Genomic DNA, 23,737 nt, shown 5'->3' with positions numbered 1-23,737 from the left:
GCCGGCGCAAGGCTTCAGTCTGCCCACGCGACTGAAGCCTTGCGCCTTCCATTCAGTGCGTTCGAAGCGCGGTGTCGCACGCGCGCGCCGCACGCATGATCAGCAGTTCGGTGCGCTCCTCACGGAGGACCTTCACCACGTTCCGCGGCAGCACCGTGCTTTCCAGCAGGCTGTCAGTACCCGCCAGCACGCGCTGCTCAGCGGTGGTGAAATGGGGATAGAGCGCGCGAGCGAAGGCCACCGCGAACTCCGGTTCGACGGCGCCCGGCATGCTTTCCAGCGTCCTCAAGTAGCGGTCCGCATACGGGGTGAGCAGTTCCTCTTGCTCGGGCTGCGCCAGTCCCGCCATGACGGCTTTCCGCTCGGCGAGCGAAAATTCGCCGTTGAACAGCCGCTCCCAGCCCGCTTCCTTGGCTGCCGCCGCGGGCCGGGCGGCCTCCGCGGTCAAAGCGTTCCGGCGGCCGCTGTCACCGGGATCCGCATCCACCGCGACATCCAGGCATCCGTCGAGGTCTTGTCCCGTCGACGCGAGGCGGAACACCGCGCGCCAGCGCAGATCCCGATCCACTTCCAGGTCCGCCCACGGGGATCGTCCGTACGCGATTTCGCTCAGCAGACGGTGTTCCCCGGCCGGGACGACGCCGACCAGGGCACGGGCGAAGACCAGTTGGCGATCGCTCCCCGGAGCTTCGGCGGCCAGCAGTGTCCGCACCCGGTGCGCCAGCGTCGCCAGCATCTCCGTGCGGCGGAAAGGATCCCCGTAAACGCGGACCGCCCGCACCGCGCGATCCAGCAGCGCTTCCAGTATCCCGGCGTCGCTCTCCCCCGGGCCGTGCGCGAGAACGGCCGAGGCGTAGCTCCGCGCCGGCAAGCGCGCGTCGAGCACCTCGTCCCACAACGCTCCCCAGACGACCGCCCGCACCCGCTGATCATCCACCGCGGACAAGCTCGCCAGCGCCTTCTGCCGGGACCGGGCGTCCAGCCGGACCTTGACGTGGCTCACCGCGTCGTCGTTGGGCACCACCAGATCGGCATCGCCGAAGCCGGTCAGCTCGCGCTCGGCCGAATCGAGCGAAACGTGCGCGCGGCGCCGCAGCACCATCTCGCCCTCGCGGTCGTCGAACGCGGCGACCCGGAGGTTCAGCCGCCGCGGCGGAACATCCGCGTGCTGGACAAGCCGGTCCCGGACCATTTCGACGGTATTGACGCCGCTGCTCAGCAGCCATTCCTCGACCCACCGGCCGACCTCTTCGCCTGAAGCCCGCTGCAGCGCGGCCACGAAGTCGCCGAGACCGGCGTTGCCCCACGCGTGCGTCCGGAGGTAACTCCGCACCCCCGCGACGAACGAGTCCCAGCCCAGCCGCTCCGCCAGCTCGTGCAGGACCGCCGCGCCTTTCCGGTACACGATCGGGCCGAAGTTCGAGCGCGCCGCGTCGGTGTCGGGCGTCGCCACCCGGATCGCGTGGCTCGTCGGCAACTGGTCAGCGTGCCGGGCGAGGGGAAGGTTGTGATGCGCGAAGCCGGTCCAGCCTTCGCCGTACCGCGTCGCTTCAGGCTGCGCGACGACCGACATCATGGTCGCGAATGCCTCGTTCAGCCACAGATCGTCCCACCAGCGCATCGTCACGCAGTCGCCGAACCACATGTGCGCCATCTCGTGCGTCAGCAGTTCGGCTCGCCTTCGCCGCGTGTCCTCGGTGACCCGGTGCCGGAACAGAAACCGCTCGTTGAGCGTGACGCAGCCCGGGTGCTCCATGCCGCCGAACGCGTACTCGGGGGCGAAAACGTGGTCGTACTTGGCGAACGGGTACGGCAGGTCGAACAGCCGGCGGTAAAAGTCGAGCCCGCGGCGGACGACGTCGAAGAGCTCGGGCGCCTGGCTGGTCAATGCGCGGTAGAGGGAGTTCCGCGCGTAGAGGCCCAGCGGCAGTCCGTCGTGCAAGGCTTGGACGCGACGGAACGGGCCGGCGGCGAAGGCCGTCAAGTAGGTCGGCAGCGGCGGTGTGGGCCCGAAACGCCAGCTGGTGCGGTCGCCCTCCAGCGGCACCAGCTTTTCCGGGTCGGTGTTGGCGACCACCGTCCAGTGATCCGGCGCGGTCACGGTCAGGCCGGCCGTCGCTTTCAGGTCCGGCTGGTCGAAACAGGCGAAGACGGTGTGCGCCGCGAAAGGCTCGAACTTGGTGTGCAGGTAGACCTGCCCGTCGAGCGGGTCGCGGAAACGGTGCAAGCCCTCGCCGGTGCGCGAATACGGAGCGGTCCCGCCCACGCGCACCGTGTTCTCCCCCGGCCTCGCGATCAGCCGGATGCGGGTCCCGGCCTGTGCCGCCGGCCCCAGTTCACGGTCATTGCACTCCACCGACGCGGCTGTTCCCGCGAAGTCGAGGAAGACCTCGCCAGGCTCTGCGCGGAAGCGGACGACGGTGCTCGTCGCGAACTCGTGCTCGCCCGTCGTCAGGTCGAGTTCCACCTCGTACCGGACGTGCGAGACCGTCGCGGACCGCGCCGACGCCTCTTCCTCCGTGAGTTTGGTGCCTGCCGGTGACATCCGTCAGTGCCTCCGCACGGCGGGACGCCGGTAAACCAGGTCCGCCGCTTCGCCGTCGCTGTGGTTGGCGCGGACCAGAGCGTCCTGGACCAGGTGATGGTCCGGGGAGTGCTGGCACACCGGATCGGTGCGCGCCGCGTCGCCGGTCAACGCGAACGCCTGGCAGCGGCAGCCGCCGAAGTCGATCTCCTTGCGCGGACAGCTCTGACACGGATCCGGCATCCACGCCGTTCCCCGGAAGGCCTGGAACGCCTCGGATTTCGTCCAGATCCACTCCAGGTCGTGGTCGCGGACCGAGGAGAAGGCCATCGTGGTGATCTCGGCGGCCACCGGACACGGGTACACGGTGCCGTCCGGTGCGACGGTCAGCGCGTTCTGCGCCCATCCGCCCATGCACGGCTTCGGGTAGGGCTCGTAGTAGTCCGGGAGAATCCAGAGAAGTTCCATCCGCTCCCCCAGTTCGGCCTTCCGGCGCTCGTACACGGCGACCGCGTCGTCCAGCTGGGCCTTGCTCGGCATCAGCCGCTCGCGGTTGCGGAGCGCCCAGCCGTAGTACTGGCTGTTGGCGAGTTCCAGCCGCTCGGCTCCCCATTCCGCGCAGACGTCGATGATCGCGTCGAGCCGGTCGAGGTTCAGCCGGTGCAGCACCACGTTCATGTTCAACGGCAGGCCGGCGTCGCGGATGATGCGCGCGGCGGCCTCCTTCTTGTCGAACCGCTTGCTGGCCGCGACCAAGTTCGTCGACTCGGCGGCGTCGCCCTGAATGCTCAGCTGGGCGCTGTTGAGCCCGGCCGCGACCAGAGCTTCCGCCCGGCCCTCCGTCAGCCCGAGGCCGCTGGTGATCAGGTTCGTGTACAGCCCGAGGCCGCGGCATTCGGCGACCAGTGTCTCCAGATCGCCGCGCACCAGCGGTTCGCCGCCGGAAAAGTGCACCTGCACGACACCGAGCCCGGCGGCCTCGCGGATCACCCGCACCCAGTCCTCGGTGGCCAGCTCGTCCTGCCGGTCGAGCAGCTTCAGCGGGTTCGAGCAGTAGACGCAATGCAGAGGACACTGATGCGTGACCTCGGCGAGCAGGCCGTAGGGCTGCGGCAGGCCGGTCATGCGACCACCACCCAGCCCCGGCCTCGCGCGTCGTGCAGGAATTTCATCACGTCGTTCGCGAGATCGGCGGCCTGGAAGTCGCGTTCGAGCTGGTCGACCACTTGCCGCACGGTCCGGCTGCCGTCGCACAGTCCCAGTATCGCCGCCCCGGATTTGTTCAGCAGCACCACGCGTTCGGGCAACAGGAGCAATTCGACGTCCCGGACGTTGTCGTGCTTGAGCATCGCCTTCGTCGCCAGCTTCGGCACGGCGGTCAGTTCCGGCTCGTTCATCACGAACTCTTGCGGTAGGCGAGTTCCACGGCGTCCAGCAGGCTCCAGAGCACGTCGCACTTGAACTCCAGCGCTCGGCCGCACGCTTCCTGCTGCTGCTCGGTCTTCGCGTTTTCGACCACCAATTCGAGCAGGTGCGCGATGTCCTTGGGCTGCTGAGTGAGCCGGGCCCGGAAGTAGTCCAGGCCCTCCGTCGCGATCCACGGGTAATGGCGCCGGACATCGGTGATCCGCCTGCTGAGCAGGTCCGGCGCGAACAGTTCCGTCAGCGCCGACGCGACCGCCTCCAGCCACGGCTTCTGGCGGCAGAAGTCGACGTACGCGTCGACCGCGAACCGCACGCCGGGCAGAACGGTGTCCACGTCGTACAGTTCTTCCCGGCTCAAGCCGACTGCTTTCCCCAAGCGGACCCACTTTTCGAGGCCGCCTTCGTCGCCGGTGCGGCCGTCGTGGTCGGTGATCCGCGTGATCCACCTGCGCCGGTCGTCCCGGCCAGGGAGCTTGGTCAGGATGAACGCGTCCTTCTTCGGGAGATTCATCTGATAGTAGAAGCGGTTCCGCACCCATCCGCGAAATTCCGCCTCGGACAGCTCGCCCGCGTGCATCCGCTCGTTGAACGGGTGCAGATGGTGGTACCGCTTCTCTCCGATGGACCGCAGGTGCGCTTCGAACTCCTCGGCAGACCTGACGCTCATACTTCCACCTCCAAGCCGGCTCGGCCGATTTCGATGCCCAAGTCCGTCACCCAGCGCCGTTCCGGGGACTCTTCGTCGAGAATCGGATTCGTGTTGTTGATGTGCGTGTAGATCTTCCGCTTCGCGGGCAGCGCGGCGAGCGCGCGAGCCGATCCGCCGTCCCCGCTGACCGGCAGGTGCCCCATCGACCGGCCGGTCCGGTTTCCCGCGCCGGTCTTGGACATTTCGTCGTCCGTCCAGAACGTCCCGTCCACGAACACGCAGTCGGCCGGCGCCACCTGCTGCTCGAACTTCTCGTCCCATCGCGGCACCGTCGGCGCGTAGACCGCGATCCCGCCGGTCAGCTTGTCTTCCAGGCGATAGCCGACCTCCCATTCCGCCGGCTGTTCGCGGAGCTGGGAATTCCCCACGTAGCGGGGAGCTTTGGAACCGGTCAGGAAGGGGGTCGCGCGCACCCGGTCGTCCAGATCGACCGGCTCGCCCGCCCGGACCTCGGACCAGGAGATGTCGGCGTAGTCGCTCAGCAGCTGCCGCACCGGGAACCAGAGGTTCAACGCCTCCAGCACGGGAAAGGTCCCGTGCACCGTCAGCGACGATTCCTCGCGCAGCATCAGCAGGCCGATGGTGTGGTCGAATTCCGCGTCGGTCAGCACGACCCCGGCGACCGGCGTCTCCCGGATGCCCGGACCGGGATGCAGCACGGGATCCGCCGCGATCTGGTGGAGGACGTCGGGAGTCGCGTTGAACAGGAACCACCGCTCGCCGTCGCCGGAAACCGCGATCCCGGCGTGCGCCGTCGCGTGCTCCGGCTTCGCGCGGGCCTTGCCGCACCCGGCGCAGGCGCAATTCCACTGTGGATAGCCGCCGCCCGCGGCGGCCCCGAGGCAATGAATCAACATTCGTCAACGCCGGCCACGAGGCACGGAAGGCACTTCGGCCACAATGGAATCCGGCAATTCGCGCCTCATAAGGTCCTCCCGCACGGTCGACCGGCGACAACGGCAGGACAAACAGGCGCCGTTGCCCGCCGAGGGCTCCGCCGGCGCGATTATCCGGTATCGTCGCCCTGAACTCGGCTATTCTCCGGAGAGCTTCTTCGCTCGCATCGGGGCCTGGCAACCGCTCGAGCACGACCGGAGCCGAATCACGGACGAACGGCGGCCGGGCCGAGACGAGCGGGAAGCCGTGCGCACCAGCGCCGACGAAAGCCGGGAAGCGGGCGTGACCAGCGGATCGCCGACGCTCCGCGCACCGGCCGGCCGAGGTCTGCCGGGTCGCGAAGGCCCGGACCGCTCGCGCCTCGGCGGCCCACGGTTATTGATTGTGCCTATCGGGGGATTGTTTTTCCTCATGCGGCGAAGCATTGCCGGGCGCCGGCGGCGGGGTGATGGTTGGTGGCCTGTCGCGTTTCCCTTTCTACCGTGAGGAGTTTGTTGTGCGGTTGCAGGTTGCGTTGGATGTGCTGGATGTGGGTTCGGCGTTGGCGTTGGCGCGTCAGGTGGCGGGGGAGGTGGATATTTTGGAGCTGGGGACGCCGTTGGTGAAGTCGGCGGGGATTGCGGCGGTGACGGCGGTGAAGGCGGCGCATCCGGACAAGCTGGTGTTCGCGGATTTGAAGACGGCGGACGCGGGGGAGCTGGAGGCGACGCTGGCGTTCGAGGCGGGGGCGGATCTGGTGACGGTGATGGGGGCGGCGGACGACGACACGGTGCGGGGTGCGGTGGCGGCGGGTCGCAAGTACGGGAAGGAGGTGGTGGCGGACATGATTTCGGTGACCGAGGGCCGGGTGGCGCGGATCCGGGAGGTGGCGAAGCTGGGGGTGTCGTTCGTGGAGATCCACGCGGGTTTGGACGAGCAGGCGCGTCCGGGGTATTCGATCGAGGCGTTGCTGGCCGACGGGCGGGAGGCGGGGGTGGCGTTCTCGATCGCGGGCGGGGTGAAGGCCGCGACGATCGGGTTGGTGAAGGAGGCGGGCGCGGCGGTGGCGGTGGTCGGGGGCGGGATCTACAACGCGCCCGATCCCGCCGCCGCGGCCCGCGAACTCCGCCGCCTCACCGCCTGACCACACCCGCCCGATCGGAACAGAAGGGAGTCGGCGTGGAAGTCCAGAACCCCGCCGCGGGCAGCACTTACGGCTCGTTGCTGCTGCAGGCCGCCGGAGTGCTGCGGCTGCGCTACGTGGAATGCCGGCGGGACACCAGCTTGTCCCCGGAGGCGGCGGTCGAACTCGCGACCGTCTTCGAGGCGCTCGCCCAAGGCGAGCCCGCGTTCGACCAGATCGACCCGAAAGAAGCGATCGCACTGGCGAACCGGCTGATCGACGACGACCATCCGGAGCTTTCCCGCCTGTGGCCCACGACCCGGTAACCCGTCCGCGGATCATTCGCAACTCAACGAGGAGTACACGATGACGACTGCCGAAGCCACCGAAGCGCCCGCACGCACCATTCCCGAGGGCGATCCCGCTCTGATCGGCGTGCCGACCTTCATCGTCGGCGCCACCGCGCTCGGCCTGGTGCTGACCGGCTACGTCCCGGCCGGCGCCGTCGGGGCCTCGATCGCGATCATCCTGCCCGCCACCGGCCTCGGCCAGCTTGTCGCCGCGGTATGGGCCGCCGCACAAGGCCAGAGCGCCGTAGCCTCCGTGTTCGGCATCTTCGCCGGATTCTGGCTCAGCTACGCGGTGCTGGTGCTCGGCCTGACCCACAACTGGTTCGGCATCCCCGCCGACGCCGCGGTGTCCACCCAGGGGCTGTTCCTGACCGCCTGGCTGGTCATGATCGTCCTGCTGACACTGGCCAGCCTGCGCCTGCCCGCCGCGTTCACCCTTCTCTTCGCGCTGATCGACCTCGCGCTCGCACTCGTGCTGTTCGGCACCGTGAACGGCTCCGCGAGCCTCACCGCCGTGGGCGGATATGTCGTCTTCGCGTTCACCGCGGTCGGGGTGTACCTCTTCCTCGGCGCGATGTCCGCGGCGACGGGCGGCCGCTCGCTGCCGCTGGGCCGGCCAGTACTGAGCTGACCCGGGACGGGGCGGCCGCCCGGCCGCCCCGTTTTCGCGTGTACCGCAAAGGAGTTGATCTGTGACCTCGCCGACCTTCGTCGTCATCGGAGCCGGACTGGCTGGGGCAAAAGGGGCGGAAGCGTTACGGGACAAGGGGTTCGACGGCCGGATAGTCCTGGTCGGAGACGAGGAGCACCTGCCCTACGAACGGCCGGCGCTGTCGAAAGACTATCTGGCGGGCAACGTCTCCCGCGACAGCCTGTACGTCCACGACGCGACCTGGTACGCCGAGCAGCGCATCGAGCTGCGCCCCGGAGTCCGCGCGACCGGCATCGACCGGGCGGCGCACCAGGTGCGGTTTTCCGACGGCACCGGCCTCGACTACGCGAAACTGCTTCTGGCCACCGGTGCCAGCGCACGCACGCTCCCCGGCGCCAACGGGGTCCGCTACCTGCGCCGCCTCGAAGATTCCGATTGGCTCAAGGGTTTGTTCACGACCGCGAGCAGCCTGGTCGTGCTCGGCGCCGGCTGGATCGGGCTGGAGACCGCGGCCGCCGCCCGCCGTGCAGGGCTCGACGTGACCGTTGTGGAAGCGCTCCCCCAGCCGCTGCTGCTCGCGCTCGGCCCCGAAGTCGCCGCGGTCTTCGCCGAATCGCACCTGCGGCACGGTGTCGATCTGCACCTCGGCGTCCAGGTCGACCGGGTCGAGCGAGGCAAGCGCGTCAAGCTCGCCGACGGCACCGTCCTCGAGGCCGACGCGGTCGTCGCCGGGATCGGCGCTCAGCCCAACACCGGCATCGCGCGCGCCTGCGGGCTGCGAGCCGGCAACGGCGTGCTGGTGGACGCGAGCCTGCGCACCAGCGACCCGGACATTTTCGCCGCCGGGGACGTTGCCAACGCCTACCATCCGCACCTGGGCCGCCACGTGCGCGTCGAGCACTGGGCGAACGCGCTCAACCAGCCCGCGGTCGCCGCCGCGGGCATGCTCGGCAAGAACGACGTCTACGACGAACTGCCGTACTTCTACACCGACCAATACGACCTGGGCATGGAGTTCCTCGGCACGATCGACGGCTACGACCGCGTCGTCTTCCGCGGCGACGTGCCCGGCCTCGAGTTCATCGCCTTCTGGCTCAAGGACAACCGGGTCGTCGCCGGGATGAACGTCAACATCTGGGAAGTCACTGAGCCGGTCAAAGCGCTCATCCGCTCCCGCCGCCCGATCGACCCGGACCGCCTCGCCGACCCCGGGGCGCCGCTCGACCGCCTCGCGGCCCCCTGAGGACAGCGGAAGGCCGGGCCTTCACCGGCCCGGCCTTCCGCTGTCCTCAGTGCCCGCGGGCGATCCATTCCGACAAGTGCGGCGCCTCGTCGCCGATCGTGGTGGCGTCGCCGTGTCCGGTGTGCACCTTCGTGGCGGCGGGAAGTTCGAGCAGCCTGTCCCGGATCGACGAGACGATCGTCGGGAAGTCCGAAAAGGACCGTCCGGTGGCCCCCGGACCGCCGGAGAACAAGGTGTCGCCCGAGAACAACGCGCCTGCCTCGGGCAAGTACAGGCACACCGAGCCGGGCGAATGCCCCGGAGTGTGGACGACCCGCAGCTCCGTGCCCGCGACCGCGATCCGTTCTCCGTCCCGCACCGGCCAGAACTTCTCGTCCGGGTGCGTCATCTCCCACAGCTCCTGGTCGCCGGGGTGCAGCAGCACCGGCGCGTGGAGGTTCGCGGCGAGCGCCGGTGCGACGGTGACATGGTCGTTGTGCCCGTGCGTGCACACCACGGCGACGACGTTCCGGCCGTCGACCGCGTCGGTGATCGCCTTCTCGTCGTGAGCGGCGTCCACGATCACGACCTCTTCGTCGTCGCCGATCAGCCAGATGTTGTTGTCCACCTCCCAGCTTCCGCCGTCGAGCTCGAAAACCCCCGAGGTGACGACACGCTCGATGCGCGGGCCGCTCACCAGACCACCACCGAGCGCAGCACGTCGCCGGCGTGCATCGCATGGAACGCCTTCTCGACGTCGGCGAGCCCGATGCGTTCGGAGACGAATTTCTCGAGCGGGAGCCGGCCCTGCCGGTGCAGATCGATCAGCATCGGGAAGTCCCGCTCCGGCAGGCAGTCGCCGTACCAGGACGACTTCAGCGCCCCGCCGCGGGAGAAGAAGTCGATCAGCGGCATCTCCAGCCGCAGGTCCGGCGTGGGCACGCCGACCAGCACGACCGTGCCGGCGAGGTCGCGGGCGTAGAACGCTTGCCGCCACGTCTCCGGGCGGCCGACCGCGTCGATGACGACGTCCGCGCCGAATCCGCCGGTGAGTTCCCGCACCGCCGCGACCGTGTCGGTTTCCGACGCGTTGACGACGTGCGTGGCGCCGAGGTCGCGGGCCCATTCGAGCTTCCGCTCGTCCCGGTCCACCGCGATGATCGTGGTCGCTCCCGCGAGCCGGGCCCCCGCGATCGCCGCGTCCCCGACTCCCCCGCAGCCGATCACCGCGACCGAGTCGCCGCGGCCGACCGCGCCGGTGTTCACCGCGGCGCCGAGGCCCGCCATCACGCCGCAGCCCAGCAGACCCGCCACCGCCGGGTCCGCCGACGAGTCGACCTTGGTGCACTGTCCGGCGTGCACGAGCGTCTTGTCGGCGAACGCGCCGATGCCCAGCGCGGGGGTCAGCTCGGTGCCGTCGGCGAGCGTCATCCGCTGGGCCGCGTTGAACGTGTCGAAGCAATACTGCGGGCGGCCGCGCTTGCAGGCCCGGCACTGACCGCAGACCGCGCGCCAGTTCAGGACGACGAAATCGCCCGGCCGCACGGAGTCGACCCCGGCGCCGACGCTTTCCACCGTGCCCGCCGCCTCGTGCCCGAGGAGGAACGGGAACTCGTCGTTGATCCCGCCTTCGCGATAGGTCAGGTCGGTATGGCAGACCCCGCAGGCCGCCACCGCGACGACGACCTCGCCCGGTCCCGGATCCGGGATCACGATGTCCGCCAGCTCCACCGGACTTCCCTGCGAACGGGCGATCACCCCGCGTACCTGCTGTGGCATTCTTTCTTCCTTCGTGCCGAGCGACAAGCCATGCGCCAGAGCGCATACCGCTCCGACGGTAGTGCCGCGCCGAGCCGCCGCGACCCCGTCGTCCGGCGAGGAATTCCTGGTCTTCCGGCCAGGCGCCCGGGAGGTTACCCTGAGCCGGATGCCCGCCGACTCCACCGCCGCCGACCTGCCGGGGCTGCGCGACGTCGTCGACGGCCCGCTGCACGACATCGCCGGGCGGTTCTCCCGCTACCTCGCCGAGACCTGGCCGCACCGCGCGCTCGTGATCTTCACCCGGGAGTGCACCGGCAGGCCCCGCAAAGTCGCCGGCGACCCGGAGACGACGGGCAAGATCACGATCCCCGAGCTCGAGGCGCTGAAGGCAGCCGTGCTGCCCGGCTCCGCGACGAGGACGACCGCGCAGCTCGGCGGCGCGGCGCGGCCGGTGTGGTCTGTGCACGACCCCGTCGGCACCCTGCTGGTGCTGATCCCCCGGACGGCGCGGAAGCCGGTGCCGCACCCGGTGCTGCTCGCCGAACTTTTCGGGATCGTCGCGACGTCCATCCGGCAGCAAGTCACGCAAGCGAGCCCGGATTACCTCACCGAGTCCCGTGCGGCGTCGAGCGAACGCGCGCGCACGATCGTCGAAATGGCTGCGACGCAGGAAAGAACCCTCGTCACGGTCCTGAACGCGCTGCGGTCGGCCAAGCTGGACGCCGAGGGCGCCCGAGCCGCCGCCACCGACGCCGCCTCTGCCGCGCTGGTGGCCCTGCGGTCGGCCCACAAAACCGATCTCGCGCTGTCCGAAGAGCCAGTGCACACCGCCTTCGCCCGGCTGCGCCGCGAAGTACGGCAGGTTCTGCGCCACCACGACGCCGAACTGGAGTTCGTGGAGCCGCGGCCCGACACGCGTCCGCTGTGCGGAGAACTCGCACCCGCCGCGCGAGCCATGACCTGCACAGCGGTCCTGGCGTTCACCGCCCAGCCGACGTTGACCCGGCTGCGCGTCGCGTGGTCCTGCGACGACTCTTCGCTGCGGCTGGACATCCGCGACCACGAGTCCGGACGCCTCGACGTCGATGCGCTGCACCTCCAGCTCGACGGACGCGCGAAGGCACTCGGCGGCGCCGTCGAGGTCGACGCGGTGTCGGGCTGGGGAAGCCGGGTCTCGATCGTCCTCCCCCGCTCCCTCGCGCGGGACAGCACGGAAACCACCGGCCTCTCGCGACTCAACCGCCGCGAGCTGGAAGTCCTGCGGCACCTTGCACAAGGACTGCGGAACAAGGCAATCGCCGAACGGCTCGACATCACGGAGAGCACTGTGAAGTTCCACGTGGCGAATGTCTTGAAGAAGCTGGAGATCGGCTCGCGAGGGGAGGCCGCGGTTCTGGCGCTGAACGCCGGGATCGCGTGAACGCGTTCCTCGTTGCCGCAAGACCGTCAGCCATTCGTGAAAGTTCTGCGCCCCGGCCACTGCGACTAACCGCCACAGCCCTGCGCGCAGGCGGCTCCGCAAATCTATTCTTTTTTCGGCACCCGGCGGCGAATTCAGTTCAGAACCGCACGACCGGCCAGCGGATTGTCCGGAACGTGCGGCACCTCCATTTCGCGGAACGGCGATAACCAGACGATCTCTCCCACGTCGCCGGTGCGGCAATTCGGCGGTTGGCGGAGATGTCCGAAATACCAGTCCAGCTCCCGGCGCCCAATCTCGGGAGCCACCATTGCGATGTCTTCGTCGTCGAGGCAGTTGACCCGCATGGGCACGCTGTCGAGGTAGGCGTCAATCGCGGAGTCGGCGCCGTTCTTCGCCCTCAGATGCGTTCCCCAGTCCGGGACGAGCTCCCGGATGTCATCCGAGCACCCCGACGGGTGCCTCAACAGCGGTCAGGGAATCAGTCGTGCATTGGAGCTCGTTCCTGTTTCCGCAGGTCAAACCCTATATAAAGGGAGGCAGAGTGGGCCGGGTCGGGCTCGAACCGACGGCCAAGGGATTATGAGTCCCCTGCTCTAACCAACTGAGCTACCGGCCCCTGGGTTCGCTTCCGCAGGTCGATCCCCCCAGTTCACGTCAACTTAGCACAGGCCCCGCGCGGGCCGGGGGCGTAGGCCGATCGGGTCGAGACCGCTCGCGGGGGCCTCGGGGTCGCCTAGATTGCTGGGGGTCGGGTCCCGAGAGGAGAACCGCCATGCGCAACCTGGGACGGGTTCCGCTCGCGCTGCTCGACGCGCTCGCCGCCGGGCTCGGGCTGGGTTATCTCGCCCGCGACTATCGCGACGCGCTGATCTCGCACGGGCCGATTGCGTCGATCGCCGCGGTCGTCGGGATTGCGGTAATCGTGGTGGCATATCGGGGATACCGCGTGCTTCGCAGTGCGAACACCCGCCTGGAAGCGATAATCGCGGACGAGTTGGCCCGGCGTAAGCCGTCGCCTCGGCCGCGGCGGTGATAGGCCGCGAGGGGAAATTACCTGCCCAGTTCGACAATGGCGGCGTACAGGCCGGGTGCGAGGGCGTCGGCTAGGCCGCCGGGCGGGACTGTTTCGCGCAGAAGGTGCAGCCAGGCGAAAACCGAACCGAGCAGCATCGCGTGCACGACTGACATCTCAGGGCGCCGGGCCAGTTCGCCGCAGGCGATCGCGCGGTCGAGCACTTCGGTCAGGTAAGCCCGTTCTCGCACCAAAAACAACTCGCCCAGCCGGGCGGTGGGTGCGTCTTCGGCGCGGAGGTCGGCGAGCAGGCCAGGCAAGGCGTTGCGTACTTGCGGTCCGTCCAAAGCGGACTGAATGTCAGCGAGAACGCCTGCTACATCGCCGCGCAAGGTGCCGGTGTCGGGTGGCGCCGCGAGGGCGTCGTCGTGCACGACTGCGGCGAAGACGAGTTCCGCCTTGGACTTCCAGCGCCGGTAGAGCGTCGCCTTGCCTACGCCGGCGCGCGCGGCGATCGTGTCTACCGTGCATCGCTGGTAGCCGACTTCCTCCAGCAGCTCGTTGACTGCGGCTCGCACCGCCGCGTCGATCCCCTGCTCCCGCGGCCGTCCGCGCCGGTTGTGCGTCATGGAGCACAGTTTACGAGACTGTCAGTTCCGTATATGTTCGGGGGCATGACCTGGGACAAAACCTCCACCCGCACCCTCGCCGTCGACCCGGCCGCGTTGTGGGACGTCCTCGCCGACGTCGAGAACTGGCCGCGCTGGGACCCGGACGTCGCGCGCGTCGTGCTGCACGGGCCGGTCGCGACGGGATCGACCGGATTCCTTTACCCCAGCGGCGGATTCCGCGGCGGCGTGCACGCGAAAATCGCGAAGGACTTCACCTTCACGAGCTGGCGGCCCGGCCACGAGTACACGCTCTGCCAGCCGGTTCCGCTCGGGACGATGGACCTCCGGCTGAGCGTCGCGGCCGTCCCCGGCGGGGCCGAGCTGACCCAGCGCATCGTCCTGGACACGCCGCTGCGCGCGGTCATGGTGCGCATCATCGGCGCCGACATCGTGGCGAACTTCGGCCGGAAATGCGACGCGCTGACCCGGATCGCCGCAGCGAAAACGGGCTGACCGCCCTTGCGGTCCCGGCGGGAACCGCAAGGGCGGACCGGACTAGTTCCGGTACCGGAACAGGATCCGGCCCCGGTCGAGGTCGTACGGGCTCAGCTCCACCAAAACCCGGTCGAACGGGACGATCTTGATGAAGTTCTTCCTGATCTTGCCGCTGATGTGGGCCAGCACGTGGTGCCCGTTCGCCAGCTCGACGGTGAACCGGGCGTCGCGCAGGCACTCGACCACGGTTCCCTCGACTTCGATCCCGCCCTTACCGGCCATTGCGCATCAACTCCACCGTGCTGTTCGCCCGCCGCGCGCCGATGCCCTCGAACAGCGCCGTCGCCGCTTCGTTGGCCTCATTCACTTCGGCGGAGGCCGTCGGGATTCCCGCTCGGTGCAGGATGCCGAGCGTGTTCAGCAGCAACCCGCGTGCGATGCCGCGGCGTTGCCGATCCGCGCGGACGGCGATGAGCCCGATCCGGGGCAGGCGCGTCACCTGAACCACCCGGAGCAGACCCACGTACTCGCCGTCCTCTACAGCCACGGCGTACTTCGACGGATCCACAATCGTGTCGTCAGCCGGTCGAGGCAGTACCTCGGCCGGCATCTCCGACCAGCCCACGCTCGCCTCGACCTCGGCGCGGACGACGCGGTCGAGCTCGCGCAGCGGTCCCTCGTCGGCGGATCCGGCGGGCACGACCGTGACGCCCTGCGGCAGCACGACCGGCCCGGTGACGTGCGGATCCGTGGGCACGACGTACTCCCACTCGCGCCGCCGGACCGTCAGCCCGGCCCGTTGCCAGCCGTCCAGCAGTTCGCGGTCGGTCTCGTCGACCACGGTGTGGAGCGGGTCCGGCAGCGCGGCCAGGATCTCGCGGGCCAGCTGGTCGAAGACTGAACGATGCCAGGCGTCGACGCTGAGGAAGACCCGTCCGTCGGGCCGGGCGGTGGCTTCGGCGCGACCGGCCAGCCTGCCGTCGTCCAACGCCTGCCAGAGTCCCGGTTCGACCCGGGTGATGCTCACCGCGGGTTCGCCCACGGTGAAACGCACAGTGTCCATGATGGTCACCTTTCGGAGTGCCTTTGCTCAAGGCGCTCCTGGCAACCCCTACGTCAGTCGCCCGACCGTGACGACACGGGGAGCACCCACATCGAAACAGCGTTCATGGGGCTCACCTCCTGGCGTCGAGTCACGGTCGGGCGAACCATAACCGCGCGCGACGGGCCTCGTCCACCGAATTAAATTCTCCTCAGCCGATCCGCAGCACCACCTTGCCGCGACCGTATCCGGCGGCGCACAGATCGAGCAGCTCCCGCAGCCGCGGGACAGCGGACCCCGCAATCGTTTGCGCGAGGCGGCGATTCCCCATCCAGCACCACGGACACGGCACGTCGGCCCCATGCTCAGGGTCGCAATCGGCACAAAATTCCCTTTCCGCGCAATCGCCGCCTTCCGCCCGGCGGTGCTTACAGTGGACTTCATCAAGCGGACTTGAGGTCAAGCACGGAAAGGGCTGCCATGCCCCAGATCACGCGCGAGGTCGTCTGGCTGAAGCCGGGACAGATCGCCGAACGCGCCGGTGTGAGCGTCCCGACGCTGCACTACTACGAGAGCCGCGGGCTCATCGCGAGCAGGCGCACGAGCGGCAACCGGCGCGAGTACCGGCGCGACACGCTGCGCATGATCGCCTTCATCCGGACCGCGCAGCGCGTCGGCGTGTCGCTGGAGCAGATCAAGGACGCGCTCGCCGAACTGCCGGACCGGCGCATCCCCACCAAACGCGACTGGGCGCGCATCTCCCGCCGCTGGCACGACCGCCTGACGGAACGGATCGAGGAGCTCACCGCGCTGCGCGACCGGTTCTCCGACTGCATCGGCTGCGGGTGCCTGTCGCTGAAATCCTGCCCGTACTCGAATCCGGACGACGTTCTCGGGCAGGGCGGGACCGGGGCGCGCCGGTTCCCTGGCTTCGGGTCGTGAGGGCCACCCTGGGGGAATCTGATTCCCTCAGGGTGGCCCTCACGGACGGAACTGGAGGACAGCGCGGGTCGGCTTAACCGCTGAGCGCGGCCCGGAAGTAGCGTCCGGTCGCGCCGTCGTGCTCGGCGAGCCCCTTCGGCGTGCCGGTGTAGAGCACCTGGCCGCCGTTCTCGCCCGCGCCGGGGCCGAGGTCGAGCACCCAGTCCGCCGCCGCGACGACGTGCAGCGAATGCTCGACCACGACGAGCGTCCGGCCCTCGTCGACGAGCCGGTCCAGCAGCGCCACCATCCGCGTGGTGTCGCTGGGATGCAGGCCCGCGGTGGGTTCGTCGACGAGCAGATCGTCGCTGGTCGAGTCGAGCTGGCGGGCGAGCTTCAGCCGTTGCCGCTCACCGCCGGAGAGCGTGTCGAGCGTGCGGCCGCTCGCGAGGTGCCCGAGGCCCAGTTCGCCGAGCAGCGCAGCCAGCCGGACCACGTCCGGATGCGGCACGTATCGCGCCAGCGCCGACACCGGCGTGCCCAGCACTTCGAGCACCGTTCGTCCGTCGAGCCGCGTTTCCAGTGCCTCGGCGCGGAATCCGGTCGCGTTGCACTCCTCGCACGGCGTGTCGACGTCCTCCAGGAACGCCAGATCGGTCCGCCGCACGCCGGTGCCGCGGCAGGCCGGGCACCCGCCCTGCGACCGCGGGTTGAACAACTTCGGCGATTCGCCGCTCACCTCGGCGAACGCGCGTTGCACCGGATCGGCGAGCCCGAGCCAGGTGCCGACCGTCGACCGGCTCGTCGCGACGATCTGACTCTGGTCGACGACCGTGAACCGCGGATGCCGCTCGGCGAGTTCGCCCGCCAGCGTCGACTTCCCGGACCCTGCCACCCCGGTGATCACCGTGAGGACGCCTGTCGGCACATCGACGTCGATGTCGCGCAGGGTGTGCCGGTTCAGCCCGCGCAACGGCAGCCAGCCCGCGGGTTCCCGCAGCGTGTCCTTGATCCGGACGCCGGTGCGCAACGCGCGCGCGGTCGTCGTGTCCGCCTTCCGCAGCTTCGCCGGCGGACCGTGGAACACCACGCGTCCGCCCGCTTCCCCTGCTCCCGGGCCGAGGTCGATCACATGGTCCGCGGCGACCATCACCGCTTCGTGGTGATCCACCACCAGCACCGTGTTGCCGTGATCACGCAGCCGCCGCAGTACGTCAACGAGGGACGCGACGTCGGCCGGATGCAGCCCGTCGGTCGGCTCGTCCAGGACGTAGGTGAGGTCGGTGAGGCTCGATCCCAAGTGCCGCACCAGTTTCAGCCGCTGCGATTCGCCGCCGGAGAGCGTCGGCGTCGCGCGGTAGCAGTGCAGATGCCCGAGGCCGAGCGTGATCATCGATTCCAGTCGCAGCCGCAACGCCGCCACCAGCGGACGCGCCCACTCGTGGTCCAGTCCGGAGCAGAATTCCAGCAGCCCCGCCGCGTCGCGGTAGCCGAGGTCCACAATGGACACCCCGTTGACCCGGCTCTCCCGCGCGGCCGGAGCGAGCCTGCTGCCGTCGCACTCCGGACACGGCCGCTGCCGGGTCACGTCGGCGAGGGCCGTCCGCACCGCCGGACCCATCTTGGCCTCGCGTTCCACGAGCAGCCGGCGGATCCGCGGCACCATCGACTGGTACTTCGCGCTGGCCGGGAAACGGGGCAACGGATTCGGCGGCTTCTGCGTCGGACCGTGCAGCAGGAACTGCACCAGTTCCTCGGGCCATTCCCGCAACGGCAGATCGTTGTCGAAGAATCCCGAGTAGACATACCGCTTCCAGATCCAGCTGCCGACCGCGAAACTGGGGAAGACCATCGCCCCGTCGTTGAGCGAACGGCCGCGGTCGATCATCCGCTCGCCGTCGATGTCGGTGACCGTGCCGAGCCCCGCACAAGCCGGGCACATCCCGGACGGATCGTTGAACGAGTAGGCGGGCGAATACCCCGCGGACGGTTCGCCCAAGCGGGAGAACAACATCCGCAGCATCGTCCACACCTCGGTGGCGGTGCCGACGGTAGACCGCGAATTCGTCCCGAGCGGCCGCTGATCCACCACGACGACGGTCGTCAGGCCGCTCAGCGAACTGGCCTCGGGAGCCGGATCGTGCGGCAGTTTCGTGCGGACGAAAGCGGGCATCGTCGAGTACAACTGCCGCCGCGACTCGGCGGCCAGCGTCGCGAACGCGAGCGACGACTTGCCGGACCCGGAAACGCCGGTGACCGCGACCAGCTGGTGCTTGGGGATGTCCACGTCCACGTCGGCCAGGTTGTGAGTGCGCACACCGCGGAGGCTGATCATGTTCGACGGCATGTCTCGCAGCCTACGTCCTGGAGAGGGGTGCGGCGGGGCGGGTGGAGGCGAGGGTGCTTTGTTCGGGGAAGCGCTCGGCGATGTGGGGCCGGGCCATCGACAAACAGCGTCACGCGAGGCAGGTTGGGCGATGTTCGTTCGGAGCGCGCTCGACCGGGCGAAGCGAGCTGAGCCTTCGCACGGCGGATTTCCGCGGGCGGGGTGGGCGGTGCTCGTTTAGGGAAGCGCTTATCGAGGCGTGCCAGGCATTCGCCATCCGTGCGGGTGCTCGTTCGAGGAAATACCTGGCGGGCAAGAGAAGCGAGGTCTCGGGACTGGATTATTCGGGCCGGAACATTCGGTCTGGAGTTCGCAGTCGTCGGTGCTTCCTTCGCCGGTGCGGTGGCTTTGATGTGCCTCGCGATCAGCTCGGGACAGAGCGCCGTCGCCGGTCGTGGCTCCAGGTCGAGTGGTCCGCGCAACTCCTCGACCACGATCACTCCCCCGAGCGGCATCGGCTGGTGCCCCTGGTTCGCGCCGCGCGCCCCCTGCGTCGGCCGTCCTGAAGTTTGGACTTGCTGGTCCATTTTTCCGAAGGCACCCTGGCCGAGCCAGGCGGGCACGGCCCGCGCGTGTTTCGGGAACGGAGTGAGGACCCTGATGTCTCTTGACCAGTATTACCTGCTCGGCCGGTCCGGATTGCGGGTCAGCAGGCTCGCGCTCGGCACGATGAACTTCGGCGTCGACGGGTTTCACGCCGCTTACGGGAAGTCCGAGGAGGAGGCGCGGCCGATCTTCCGCAAGTATGTCGAGGAGGGCGGCAACTTCGTCGACACCGCGGACTTCTACACCGCGGGCGAGAGCGAGCGGCTGCTCGGCAAGTTCATCGCCGAGACGGGGAACCGGGATCGGCTCGTGCTGACGTCGAAGTTCACCAACAGCGTCGACCCGGGCGATCCCAACGCCGGCGGCAACGGGCGCAAGCACATGATCCGGTCGGTGGAGGCGTCGCTGCGCCGGATCGGCACCGACTATCTCGACCTGTTCCTGCTGCACACGTGGGATCGGATCACGCCGGTCGAGGAGGTGCTGCGCACGTTCGACGACCTGGTGCGGGCGGGGAAGATCCGGTACGCCGGGCTGTCGGACGTGCCCGCCTGGTACGCGAGCCGCGCGCAGACTCTCGCCGACGCGCATTCGCTGCCGCCGATGATCAGTCTGCAGCTGCCGTATTCGCTGGTCGAGCGAACGATCGAAACGGAGCACGTCCCGGCGGGCCTGGAGCTGGGCCTGGGGATCACCGCGTGGAGCCCGCTCGGCAGCGGGTTCCTGAGCGGGAAATACCGCAGCTCGTCGAACGGCCTGAGCGGCGAGGGACGTTTGACCGGCGAGGGCGCTGTGGCGGCCGGGACCTGGACCGCGCAGCAGTGGGAACTGCTGAAGACGCTTGAGACGGTCGCGGACGAGCTGAACGTGACGATGGCGCAGGTCGCGATCAACTGGGTGGCGACGCAGCCCGGCATCGCGTCGGCGATTGTTGGGGCGAGCAGCGCGGAGCAGCTGGACGCGACGATGCACGCGCTCGACTTCACCCTGCCCGCCGACCTGCGCGACGCCCTGGACCGCGCGAGCGAGGTGCCGCCTGCCGGGCCGTACCGGATGTTCACGCCGGACTACCAGTCGTGGCTGATCAACCCTGGCGTGAAGGTGGGCGACAAACCGGAGGGGTATCGGCCGGTGGTACGGAACTGGGCTTCGGCGACGCAGGCGTGAACCGCGCGGGATTCCGCGCTGCAAGAAATGTTTCCCCCGCCCTTTTCAAGATATAGCGCACCCCGGGGCTTGCCGCAAGCCCCGGGGGATGCCGCAGAATCGCTGCTCGACCATGAGAATCCGGCTGTCGGGAGCGAGTGTGGGATCGGTGTGCGCACGATCGGGCTTTGAGACGTGCGGGGATGTCCTGCCGCCGGGAATCCGTCCGGCGCAGCTGCCGAGAGCGCATGCGCGCGACTCGGCGCGACCGCCGCCGTCCGGTCGGTTTCGGCTGGCCGATTGTGCTTGGCCGAACCGTTCGCCGTCGCCGTGGCCCGGTGCCGGAAACGGGGCCCTTTGCCGCCGCTGCAACGCCTGGGGCACGAAGGCGCGCGGAATTGGGTGCGCGCTCGCGCCTGGGTGCCCGCCACGGAATAGCCCGGGGATTCGGCTCGGCCTTCGACGCTCAACCTGCCGCCCTGTGACCGTCGCGTGCGAGGGCGCTCAGGGATGTCAGCTGGCCACACGTGCGGCTGGAACGCACGCCTCGGGCAGCGTCGTCGCGCCGAGCGAGGCCGTCACCGCAGGTGGAATCGCCGCCTGGGCGAGGTCGTCGCGCCGGGCCGAATGGCCGCGTCAGGAGAACGCGCGTCGTCGCGCCGAGCGAAGCCGTCACCGCAGGTGGAATCACCCGCTCGGGCAAGGTCGCCACACCGGACCGAATTGCCGCGTCAAGCGAACGCACGTCGTCACGCCGAGCAAAGCCGTCAGCACAGGTGGAAACCGCCCCCTGGGCAAGGTCGCCACGCCGGAACCGAATGGCCGCGTCAGGCAAAGGCGCGGGTCGTTCGCGCTGATCGGGCTTCGAGCCGGGTCTGATCCCCGGGCTGCGGACCGAGGCCGCGGCTCTGGCCGGTGCGCCCGGCCCATCCGGCGAACCTGGCCGCCGAACTCGGATCGGGCAGCGCGGCTCCGCCAGCACAGGTCAGCCGCCACGAGTCCGCTCACCCGCCAGCACAAGCCCGCCAGCACAAGCCCGCCAGCACAAGCCCGCCAGCACAAGCCCGCCAGCACAAGCCCGCCAGCACAAGCCCGCCAGCACAAGCCCGCCAGCACAAGCCCGCCAGCACAAGCCCGCTTCACCCGCCAGGCCAGACCCACCGATCCGACCCGCTCCACCCAGCCCGGACCGCTCAGCTCACCACGCGAGAAAACCGCGGCACAACACCAGTCCGCCTGCCCACTTGACAGAAGGTGGACAATAAAAAATCGACGCGTCTTCACCAAGCAATCAGAAGTTCACGCCGAATCTGGTTTCAGAATAACAGCAGCGAGGGGCACTTGTCAACTCAGGGGTACGAAGAAGAACTGCGGTCCGAACAGGACTACGTCGCCGGGCTCTATCGGCGGCTCGACGGGGAGCGCAGGAGGGCCAAGGAGCGCTACACCGCTGCCCTCAAACGAAACGACGAGGCGCCGGGCGAGCGGGACGTCGAGGTGCGCGCGCTCACTCGCGAAACGCGGCGGCTTTCGGTTGCCGACTCCGGGTTGTGTTTCGGGCGGCTCGACACCGTCGAAGGCGACCATTCTTACATCGGCCGGATCGGGCTTTTCGACGAGGACGACGAGTACAAACCCGTTCTTCTCGACTGGCGCGCGCCGGCGTCGAGCGCGTTTTACACCGCTACCGCCGCGACGCCCGAGGGCATGCGGCGACGGCGGCAATTCCACACGCGCGGGCGGCAGGTCACCTCGTTCACCGACGAGGTCTTCGGCGCGCCCGGCAGCGGCGAGGAGAACGACGCCCTGCTCGCGGCGGTCAACGCGCCCCGCGGGGAGGGGATGCGGGACATCGTCGCGACGATCCAGGCCGAGCAGGACCGCATCATCCGGCTCGACCATCCCGGCGTCCTGGTCATCGAGGGAGGGCCGGGAACCGGGAAAACCGTCGTGGCGCTCCACCGCGTCGCGTATCTGCTGTACACGCAGCGCGAGCGGATGGAGCGCCACGGCGTCCTCGTTCTCGGGCCGAATCCCTCGTTCCTGAACCACATCGGGCGCGTGCTGCCGTCGCTCGGCGAGTCCGACGTGGTGTTCACCACCCCGGGCAGTCTCCTCCCGGGGCTGCACGCGCGCGCCGAGGACGAGCCGGAAGTCGCGCGGTTCAAGGGGTCTCTGCGGATGCTCGACGTCCTGCGCGCGGCGGTCGCGGACCGGCAGGAACTGCCCGCCGAACCCGTGCTGATCGAGCTCCGCGACACCACCGTCCGGATCGACGCGGCGACCGCCGAGTGGGCTCGCGACGAGGCGCGGCAGAGCGGGCGGCCGCACAACGAGGCGCGGGCGGTGTTCGTCGAGATCGTCACGTACGTGCTCACCGAACGCGCCATGTCCCGCATCGGGCGCGGTTGGCTCACCCGCGACGACAAGGAGGAATGGGAGGACCTCCGTTCCACGCTCGTCAACGAACTCCTCGCCGACCCCGCGTTTGTCAAGGCAATCGACCGCCTCTGGCCGATTCTGACCCCGGAAAGCCTGCTGACCACGCTGTACTCCTCCCCCGCCCGGCTCAAGGCGGCCGGTGCCGACCCGGCGCTGCTGCGCGAGCCGGGCGAGCCCTGGACGGTGTCGGACGTCCCGCTCCTGGACGAGCTGATCGACCTCCTCGGCAAGGCTCCGGACCGCGCGAAACGGCAGGAGGACGCCTCCGAGCGCGAGGCGGAGGCCGAGTACGCGGCCGGTGTGCTCGACATCATGCGGCTCGACCGCGAGGAGATGGACGAGGACATCGGCCTGTCCGCGGAGCACCTGCTCTACGACACCGACCTGGCCGAGCGGTTCGTCGAGCACGACACCCGCGACCTCGCCGAACGTGCCGCGGCGGACCGGGACTGGACCTACCGGCACGTCGTGGTCGACGAGGCGCAGGAACTGTCCGAAATGGACTGGCGGGCGCTGATGCGGCGGTGCCCGAGCCGGTCGTTCACCGTGGTCGGCGACCTGGCGCAGCGGCGGTCGGCGGCGGGTGCGCTCGACTGGGGCACGATGCTGGATCCGTACGTCCCGGGCCGCTGGGCCTACCGTTCGCTCACCGTCAACTACCGCACCCCGGCGGAAATCATGGCCGTCGCGGCGGCGGTGCTGGCCGAGTTCGCGCCGGGGGCCGAGCCGCCGGAATCGGTGCGCGCGTGCGGGGTCCGGCCGTGGTCGCGGAAGGTCTCCGACGACGAGTTGCCCGCCGCGGTCGAGGAATTCGTCCGTGCCGAGGCGGGCCGGGAAGGGACGAGCGTCGTGATCGGGCCGCCGGACGTGCCGGGCGCGGTGGCGGCGTCGGAGACGAAGGGGCTGGAGTACGACGCTGTGCTGCTCGTGGACCCGGACCGGATTCTCGAGGACGGACCACGCGGCGCGGCTGAGCTGTACGTCGCGCTGACCCGGGCGACCCAGCGGCTCGGCGTGCTGCACCGCGGCGCGTTGCCGCCGGTGCTGAACGGACTGGAGGAACTCGTCTAA

At 69.4% G+C, this 23,737-nt stretch carries 22 protein-coding genes and 1 tRNA gene; 10 read left to right on the top strand and 13 right to left on the bottom strand.

The window, feature by feature from the left end:
• Positions 1 to 52: 52 nt before the first annotated feature.
• Genes pepN through pqqB form a run of 5 tightly spaced genes read right to left on the bottom strand, consistent with a single transcriptional unit; the run spans position 53 to position 5,515 of the window.
• The gene (pepN, locus tag FKO37_RS18980) at positions 53 to 2,545 is read right to left on the bottom strand and encodes an aminopeptidase N (protein ID WP_238605285.1); all 2,493 of its coding nucleotides are present in this window, start codon (positions 2,543 to 2,545) and stop codon (positions 53 to 55) included.
• A gap of 3 nt (positions 2,546 to 2,548) precedes the next feature.
• On the bottom strand, positions 2,549 to 3,649 hold the full coding sequence (pqqE, locus tag FKO37_RS18975) for a pyrroloquinoline quinone biosynthesis protein PqqE (protein ID WP_238605284.1): 1,101 nt from the start codon (positions 3,647 to 3,649) through the stop codon (positions 2,549 to 2,551).
• Positions 3,646 to 3,921: a pyrroloquinoline quinone biosynthesis peptide chaperone PqqD gene (gene pqqD / locus FKO37_RS18970; RefSeq protein WP_037820723.1), complete on the bottom strand. Its 276-nt coding sequence runs from the start codon at positions 3,919 to 3,921 to the stop codon at positions 3,646 to 3,648. Before pqqD ends, pqqE begins: the two co-directional genes overlap by 4 nt.
• Positions 3,921 to 4,616 (bottom strand): pyrroloquinoline-quinone synthase PqqC, encoded by a 696-nt coding sequence (gene pqqC / locus FKO37_RS18965; RefSeq protein ID WP_037820720.1) that lies wholly within the window; start codon positions 4,614 to 4,616, stop codon positions 3,921 to 3,923. Before pqqC ends, pqqD begins: the two co-directional genes overlap by 1 nt.
• Complete coding sequence (gene pqqB, locus FKO37_RS18960; RefSeq protein ID WP_037820718.1) at positions 4,613 to 5,515, bottom strand: pyrroloquinoline quinone biosynthesis protein PqqB; 903 nt, start codon at positions 5,513 to 5,515, stop codon at positions 4,613 to 4,615. Before pqqB ends, pqqC begins: the two co-directional genes overlap by 4 nt.
• A 536-nt stretch (positions 5,516 to 6,051) precedes the next feature.
• On the opposite strand from pqqB, the gene hxlA reads away from it, so the two are divergent.
• The 4 genes from hxlA to FKO37_RS18940 all read left to right on the top strand — a co-directional run bounded on the left by hxlA (position 6,052) and on the right by FKO37_RS18940 (position 8,902).
• A complete protein-coding gene (gene hxlA / locus FKO37_RS18955; RefSeq protein ID WP_238605283.1) occupies positions 6,052 to 6,678 on the top strand; it encodes a 3-hexulose-6-phosphate synthase in 627 nt (208 codons plus the stop codon).
• 35 nt (positions 6,679 to 6,713) lie between these two features.
• Positions 6,714 to 6,983 (top strand): hypothetical protein, encoded by a 270-nt coding sequence (locus FKO37_RS18950; RefSeq protein WP_037818437.1) that lies wholly within the window; start codon positions 6,714 to 6,716, stop codon positions 6,981 to 6,983.
• Positions 6,984 to 7,023: 40 nt separating this feature from the next.
• Positions 7,024 to 7,638 (top strand): GPR1/FUN34/YaaH family transporter, encoded by a 615-nt coding sequence (locus FKO37_RS18945; RefSeq protein WP_037818438.1) that lies wholly within the window; start codon positions 7,024 to 7,026, stop codon positions 7,636 to 7,638.
• 61 nt (positions 7,639 to 7,699) lie between these two features.
• Positions 7,700 to 8,902, top strand: coding sequence for an FAD-dependent oxidoreductase (locus tag FKO37_RS18940; protein ID WP_238605282.1), 1,203 nt, complete (start codon positions 7,700 to 7,702; stop codon positions 8,900 to 8,902).
• A gap of 46 nt (positions 8,903 to 8,948) precedes the next feature.
• Here FKO37_RS18940 and FKO37_RS18935 read toward each other — a convergent pair whose 3' ends face one another.
• On the bottom strand, positions 8,949 to 9,578 hold the full coding sequence (locus tag FKO37_RS18935) for an MBL fold metallo-hydrolase (protein WP_037818440.1): 630 nt from the start codon (positions 9,576 to 9,578) through the stop codon (positions 8,949 to 8,951).
• Entirely contained in the window at positions 9,575 to 10,660 is a 1,086-nt protein-coding gene (locus FKO37_RS18930; protein ID WP_037818441.1) for an S-(hydroxymethyl)mycothiol dehydrogenase, read from the bottom strand. The genes FKO37_RS18935 and FKO37_RS18930 overlap by 4 nt, the downstream gene beginning before the upstream one ends.
• A gap of 148 nt (positions 10,661 to 10,808) precedes the next feature.
• Here FKO37_RS18930 and FKO37_RS47415 point away from each other — a divergent pair, with 148 nt between their 5' ends.
• Positions 10,809 to 12,062, top strand: a complete 1,254-nt coding sequence (locus FKO37_RS47415) for a response regulator transcription factor (RefSeq protein WP_304512201.1) — start codon at positions 10,809 to 10,811, stop codon at positions 12,060 to 12,062.
• Positions 12,063 to 12,196: 134 nt separating this feature from the next.
• Here FKO37_RS47415 and FKO37_RS18920 read toward each other — a convergent pair whose 3' ends face one another.
• Positions 12,197 to 12,529 (bottom strand): hypothetical protein, encoded by a 333-nt coding sequence (locus FKO37_RS18920; RefSeq protein ID WP_238605281.1) that lies wholly within the window; start codon positions 12,527 to 12,529, stop codon positions 12,197 to 12,199.
• A 78-nt stretch (positions 12,530 to 12,607) separates the two neighbouring features.
• A tRNA-Ile gene (locus FKO37_RS18915) sits at positions 12,608 to 12,681 on the bottom strand.
• 156 nt (positions 12,682 to 12,837) lie between these two features.
• On the opposite strand from FKO37_RS18915, the gene FKO37_RS18910 reads away from it, so the two are divergent.
• On the top strand, positions 12,838 to 13,098 hold the full coding sequence (locus FKO37_RS18910; protein ID WP_238605280.1) for a hypothetical protein: 261 nt from the start codon (positions 12,838 to 12,840) through the stop codon (positions 13,096 to 13,098).
• Positions 13,099 to 13,115: 17 nt separating this feature from the next.
• Here the strand turns inward: FKO37_RS18910 and FKO37_RS18905 are convergent, their stop codons facing one another.
• Positions 13,116 to 13,706: a TetR/AcrR family transcriptional regulator gene (locus tag FKO37_RS18905; RefSeq protein WP_238605279.1), complete on the bottom strand. Its 591-nt coding sequence runs from the start codon at positions 13,704 to 13,706 to the stop codon at positions 13,116 to 13,118.
• Positions 13,707 to 13,751: 45 nt separating this feature from the next.
• On the opposite strand from FKO37_RS18905, the gene FKO37_RS18900 reads away from it, so the two are divergent.
• Positions 13,752 to 14,201 (top strand): SRPBCC family protein, encoded by a 450-nt coding sequence (locus FKO37_RS18900; RefSeq protein ID WP_238605278.1) that lies wholly within the window; start codon positions 13,752 to 13,754, stop codon positions 14,199 to 14,201.
• A gap of 42 nt (positions 14,202 to 14,243) precedes the next feature.
• Here the strand turns inward: FKO37_RS18900 and infA are convergent, their stop codons facing one another.
• Positions 14,244 to 14,465 carry a translation initiation factor IF-1 gene (gene infA / locus FKO37_RS18895; RefSeq protein WP_037818449.1) on the bottom strand — a complete coding sequence of 74 codons (222 nt, stop codon included), beginning with the start codon at positions 14,463 to 14,465 and terminating at the stop codon, positions 14,244 to 14,246.
• Positions 14,455 to 15,246 (bottom strand): GNAT family N-acetyltransferase, encoded by a 792-nt coding sequence (locus FKO37_RS18890; RefSeq protein WP_238605277.1) that lies wholly within the window; start codon positions 15,244 to 15,246, stop codon positions 14,455 to 14,457. Before FKO37_RS18890 ends, infA begins: the two co-directional genes overlap by 11 nt.
• Before the next feature lie 459 nt (positions 15,247 to 15,705).
• On the opposite strand from FKO37_RS18890, the gene soxR reads away from it, so the two are divergent.
• Positions 15,706 to 16,167 carry a redox-sensitive transcriptional activator SoxR gene (gene soxR, locus FKO37_RS18885; protein ID WP_238605276.1) on the top strand — a complete coding sequence of 154 codons (462 nt, stop codon included), beginning with the start codon at positions 15,706 to 15,708 and terminating at the stop codon, positions 16,165 to 16,167.
• A 73-nt stretch (positions 16,168 to 16,240) separates the two neighbouring features.
• Here the strand turns inward: soxR and FKO37_RS18880 are convergent, their stop codons facing one another.
• Entirely contained in the window at positions 16,241 to 18,493 is a 2,253-nt protein-coding gene (locus FKO37_RS18880) for an ATP-binding cassette domain-containing protein (protein WP_238605275.1), read from the bottom strand.
• A gap of 639 nt (positions 18,494 to 19,132) precedes the next feature.
• On the opposite strand from FKO37_RS18880, the gene FKO37_RS18875 reads away from it, so the two are divergent.
• Together FKO37_RS18875 and helR are read left to right on the top strand one after the other, a co-directional pair.
• A complete protein-coding gene (locus tag FKO37_RS18875) occupies positions 19,133 to 20,245 on the top strand; it encodes an aldo/keto reductase (RefSeq protein ID WP_238605274.1) in 1,113 nt (370 codons plus the stop codon).
• 1,320 nt (positions 20,246 to 21,565) lie between these two features.
• Positions 21,566 to 23,737 (top strand): RNA polymerase recycling motor ATPase HelR, encoded by a 2,172-nt coding sequence (gene helR / locus FKO37_RS18870; protein ID WP_238605273.1) that lies wholly within the window; start codon positions 21,566 to 21,568, stop codon positions 23,735 to 23,737.

Source organism: Amycolatopsis sp. Poz14, from assembly GCF_006704225.1.
In the GTDB taxonomy this organism is placed as follows: Bacteria; Actinomycetota; Actinomycetes; order Mycobacteriales; family Pseudonocardiaceae; genus Amycolatopsis; species Amycolatopsis nivea.
This window is presented reverse-complemented; position numbering and strand designations above follow the sequence as displayed.